Source organism: Amycolatopsis sp. H20-H5, assembly GCF_035828755.1.
GTDB lineage: Bacteria > Actinomycetota > Actinomycetes > Mycobacteriales > Pseudonocardiaceae > Amycolatopsis.
The window spans coordinates 1-4,110 of the sequence record NZ_JAYMZS010000238.1 but is presented as its reverse complement, the minus strand read 5'-3'; the positions used below and the strand labels follow the sequence as shown (position 1 = coordinate 4,110).

3 protein-coding genes are annotated in these 4,110 nt (G+C 67.2%); all 3 read left to right on the top strand.

The features are described 5' to 3' along the window. Positions 1-341: 341 nt before the first annotated feature. The 3 genes from QMK34_RS47005 (at position 342) to QMK34_RS46995 (ending at position 3,637) form a co-directional block, all read left to right on the top strand. Complete coding sequence (locus QMK34_RS47005; RefSeq protein WP_326421527.1) at positions 342-887, top strand: ADP-ribosylglycohydrolase family protein; 546 nt, start codon at positions 342-344, stop codon at positions 885-887. Next, positions 862-1,269, top strand: coding sequence for an ADP-ribosylglycohydrolase family protein (locus QMK34_RS47000; protein WP_326421526.1), 408 nt, complete (start codon positions 862-864; stop codon positions 1,267-1,269). The genes QMK34_RS47005 and QMK34_RS47000 overlap by 26 nt, the downstream gene beginning before the upstream one ends. Positions 1,270-1,594: 325 nt before the next feature. Then, complete coding sequence (locus QMK34_RS46995; protein WP_326421528.1) at positions 1,595-3,637, top strand: APC family permease; 2,043 nt, start codon at positions 1,595-1,597, stop codon at positions 3,635-3,637. Positions 3,638-4,110 lie beyond the last annotated feature (473 nt).

Here is a 4,110-nt window from a genome sequence, read left to right as displayed (position 1 = left end):
AACAGCCCTCCAGAGGCCCTCTCACGATCCGGACGGTTCGCGTCACGGCCTTACGCTCACTGTCCGCACCTCGGACGTCTCAGGCAGTCAGCCCCAGAACCACCCATATTCAGCAGCCTCCTAGGCACCAAACTGGACGCCATGACATCAGTTTCCGGACGCCCTCTAATAGCGACGCAGTCCGCTAACCCCGCCGCCTCGCGGCGCTGCGCCAGCCCTACCGGCGCGCCACCCGGACTTACGCGGACGAGTAGCGGCACATCGACTGCGTCGTCATCGACGTTTTGGCCGGTCCAGAAACCGTCCCGGCAGGTCAGATAGCCTGCCGGAGTCGGAGGGGGATGAAGGTGGCAGGCGAGTACCCGGCCACCGCGAGCCTGCTGGGTCTCGCGGTGGGCGACGCGTTCGGGTCGAGCATTCTGCTGCCCGGTGACCACTCGTCGATCCGCGATCGTGAGCTGCCCACGGCGCCGTGGTCGTGGAGTGACGACACGGAGATGGCCTGCTCGATTTACCGGGTTATGAGCCAGTACGGCGAAATCGACCAGGACGCGCTGGCCGCGTCGTTCGCCGGGCACTTCGACGACCGCCGCGGCTACGGCTCGGGCGTCGAACGGATGCTGGTGCGCTACCGGGCGGGGGAGTCGTGGCGCGACGTGGCACTGTCCGCGTTCGGCACCGGGTCGTGGGGCAACGGTGGGGCCATGCGGGTCGCGCCGTTGGGAGCCTGGTTCTGCAACGACCTGAACACGGTGGTGGCCGAGGCGGAGAAGTCCGCGGTGGTCACCCACGCTCACCCGGAGGGTGTCGCCGGGGCGATCGCGGTGGCCGTCGCTCACCCCGGCTCGGCTGCTGGAGACAGTGGCGCCCCGGGTTCCCGTCAGTGAGGTCCGCCGCCGGATCGAGGCCGCGATCCGGCTTCCTCCGGCCAAGCCCGTTCAAGAGGTGGCCGCCCTGCTCGGCAACGGCCGCGAGGTCAGTGCCTCCGACACTGTCCCACTGGCGTTGTGGATCGCCGCGTACCACTTGGACGCCTACGCCGACGCGTTGTGGACCGCCGCGGAGGTCGCCGAAGACCTCGACACCGTCTGCGCGATCATCGGCGGGATCGTCGCGGCCAGGACAGGCAGCGCCGGGATTCCGGCCGAGTGGCGGGCCGCGTGTGAGGCGCTGCCGCCGTGGCTCCCCGGCGTCGCCTTGACCGTGCCCGAGCCGACCCCGGTCGCGCGGGATCCTTTGGCACCACAGATCTTCCTGTACAACGGATAGGAGTTCCACCACCCGCCCGAAGGGGTGTGGTCTGGCGGGATAACCCTCGTATCCGTGCCGACCAGCCGCACCCGGCCGAACTGGATGGACATGGACGACGCAGTGCGGCACGCGGAAGCGGTCCGCACCGGCAAGAAACCGGGAGTTCCGCGGCCGGGCAAGGGGTCTTGGGGACGCTGAGCGGCGGGTCCGAGCAGGACTCGGCGGACAACCACCAGCGGCGCCTCGGGGCGGAGCTCGCGCACGGCCCAGCCGTTTACGGAATCCATACGGCACTGTAAAGATCTTGACGAAATCCCTACGCGCCGACCTCCGGCGGAAAGGGATGCTCCGGGGTGTGCCAGCACCCACTTCATGGCTGAAACGGCTGGTACTGGGCCGGCCGTTCCGCAGCGACACCCTGGGCGAGACTCTGCTCCCGAAGACTCTCGCGCTGCCCATCTTCGCCAGTGATCCGTTGTCGTCGGTCGCCTACGCGACCCAGGAGATCCTGCTGATCCTCAGCATCGGCGGCCTGGTTTTCCTGCACCTGGCACCGTGGATCGGGCTGGCGGTGGTCGTCCTGCTCACCGTGGTGGTCCTGTCCTACCGGCAGGTCGTCCGCGCCTATCCCAGCGGCGGTGGATCCTACGAGGTCGCGTCGCGCAATCTCGGCAGCAGCGCGGGGCTCGTCGTGGCCGGTGCGCTGATGGTCGACTACATCATGACCGTCGCGGTCTCGGTCGCCGCGGGTGTGGACAACATCATCTCCGCCATGCCCACGCTCAACGGTTACCGCATCGCGATCGACATCGGGTTCATCCTCGTGCTGATGGCGATGAACCTGCGCGGGATCCGCGAGTCCGGCCGGACCTTCGCCGTCCCGACCTATCTGTTCATCGCCGGGGTCATGCTGATGATCGCGATCGGCCTCGGCCGCGCGGTGACCGGCAACGCGCCTGTCGCGGAAAGCGCCGGGTACGACATCCGGCCGGAACAGGTCGGCCTGACCAGCGTCGCGCTGGTTTTCCTGCTGCTGCGGTCATTCTCCTCCGGCTGCACCGCGCTCACCGGCGTGGAGGCGATCTCCAACGGCGTCCCGGCGTTCCGTAAACCGAAGAGCCTCAACGCCGCCCGCACGATGACCGCGATGGGCATCATCGCCATCGTGATGTTCGTCGGCATCACTGCCCTCGCGTTGATCACCCACGTCCGCATCGCCGAGAACACCTGCGACCTCATCGGTTTCACCGGCGACTGCACTACAGACCCGCAACGAACCGTGATCAGCCAGATCGCGGCGGCGGTCTTCGGCGGCGATCACGCGGTGATGTTCTACTTCCTGCAGGCCACCACCGCGCTCATCCTGATCCTCGCCGCGAACACCGCCTTCAACGGTTTCCCGCTCCTGGCCTCGATTCTCGCGCAAGACCGCTACCTGCCACGTCAGCTGCGCACCCGCGGCGACCGGCTGGCCTTCTCCAACGGCATCGTCGCGCTCTCGATCGTCGCCGCTGTCCTGATCTTCGCTTTCGACGGGTCCACCACCCGGCTGATCCAGCTCTACATCCTCGGCGTGTTCACCTCTTTCACCCTTTGCCAGGCAGGCATGGTCCGGCACTGGAACCGCGAACTCGCCACCGCCACCGGTGCGGGGCAGCGGCTCGCGATCCAGCGATCCCGGCTGATCAACGCGCTCGGGGCCGTGCTCACCGCCATCGTGCTGGTCGTCGTGCTGATCACCAAGTTCACCCACGGTGCCTACCTGGTCGTCATCGCCATTCCCGTGCTGTACCTCGGGATGCGGGCGATCCACCGGCACTACGGCCGTCTTCGCGAGGAACTGCTGCCTGACGACGACAGCGACCTGCTGCCCAGCCGGGTGCACGCGATCGTGCTGATCTCCACCCTGCACAAGCCGAGCCAGCGTGCGATCGCCTTCGCCCGCGCCACCCGGCCGGACACGCTGACCGCGATCACCGTCAACGTCGACGACGGCGAAACCCGTGCCCTGCAACGGCAATGGGGACAACGCGACATGAAGGTGCCGCTGAAGGTCGTCGAGTCGCCGTATCGGGAGATCACCAGGCCGGTCGTCGCCTACGTGAAGAACCTGCGCCGCTCGAGCCCGCGCGACGTCGTCTGCGTCTACATCCCCGAGTACGTCGTCGGCCGCTGGTGGGAAAACCTGCTGCACAACCAGAGTTCACTGCGGCTCAAGGCCAGGCTGCTGTTCGAGCCGGGGGTGATGGTCGTGAGCGTTCCTTGGCAGCTGCGGTCCACCGACCGCCGGGATCTGCAGCGTGTCCGGCCCGCGCCCGGCGACATCCGGCGCGGCATCGTCCCGGCGCACAGTGATGTCCAAGAGAAAACCGGCGTAGCCGACTGAGCCGCTGGGGGCATACGCGACCGCACCAGATCGGCTCCAGCCAGGGAGATGGCCCGTGGGGCACCGGCCGATGTCGATGGTCCCGGGACGTCACGACTCAGACTTCGGTCTGGAAACTGTCGCAGCAGCCGCCGCTCGAAGCCTCGGGCGCCTGTCCTTCGAAGCCGCCTACCCTCCACAAAGGACGAAAAGTCTACCCATTCGCCCGCTTTATACCGCCACGACCGTTTCACGTGTGCCCCTGAAGGCCACCATGACAGCGTTAAACGCCGTGAAGGCTCCCATCAGGGCACACGGCAAACCTGGGGTCGCGACTGAAGGGGATTTCCCTCGACTCAATCTTGCAAAAGTCCCCGTCAGTCACGCGGCCCTAGGAGGCTGCTGAATATGGGTGGTTCTGGGGCTGACTGCCTGAGACGTCCGAGGTGCGGACAGTGAGCGTAAGGCCGTGACGCGAACCGTCCGGATCGTGA

Bases quoted from the DNA above. Each gene is read 5' to 3' on its own strand.
- QMK34_RS47005 (WP_326421527.1), top strand. From the start codon at position 342: ATGAAGGTGGCAGGCGAGTACCCGGCCACCGCGAGCCTGCTGGGTCTC.
- QMK34_RS46995 (WP_326421528.1), top strand. From the start codon at position 1,595: ATGCTCCGGGGTGTGCCAGCACCCACTTCATGGCTGAAACGGCTGGTA.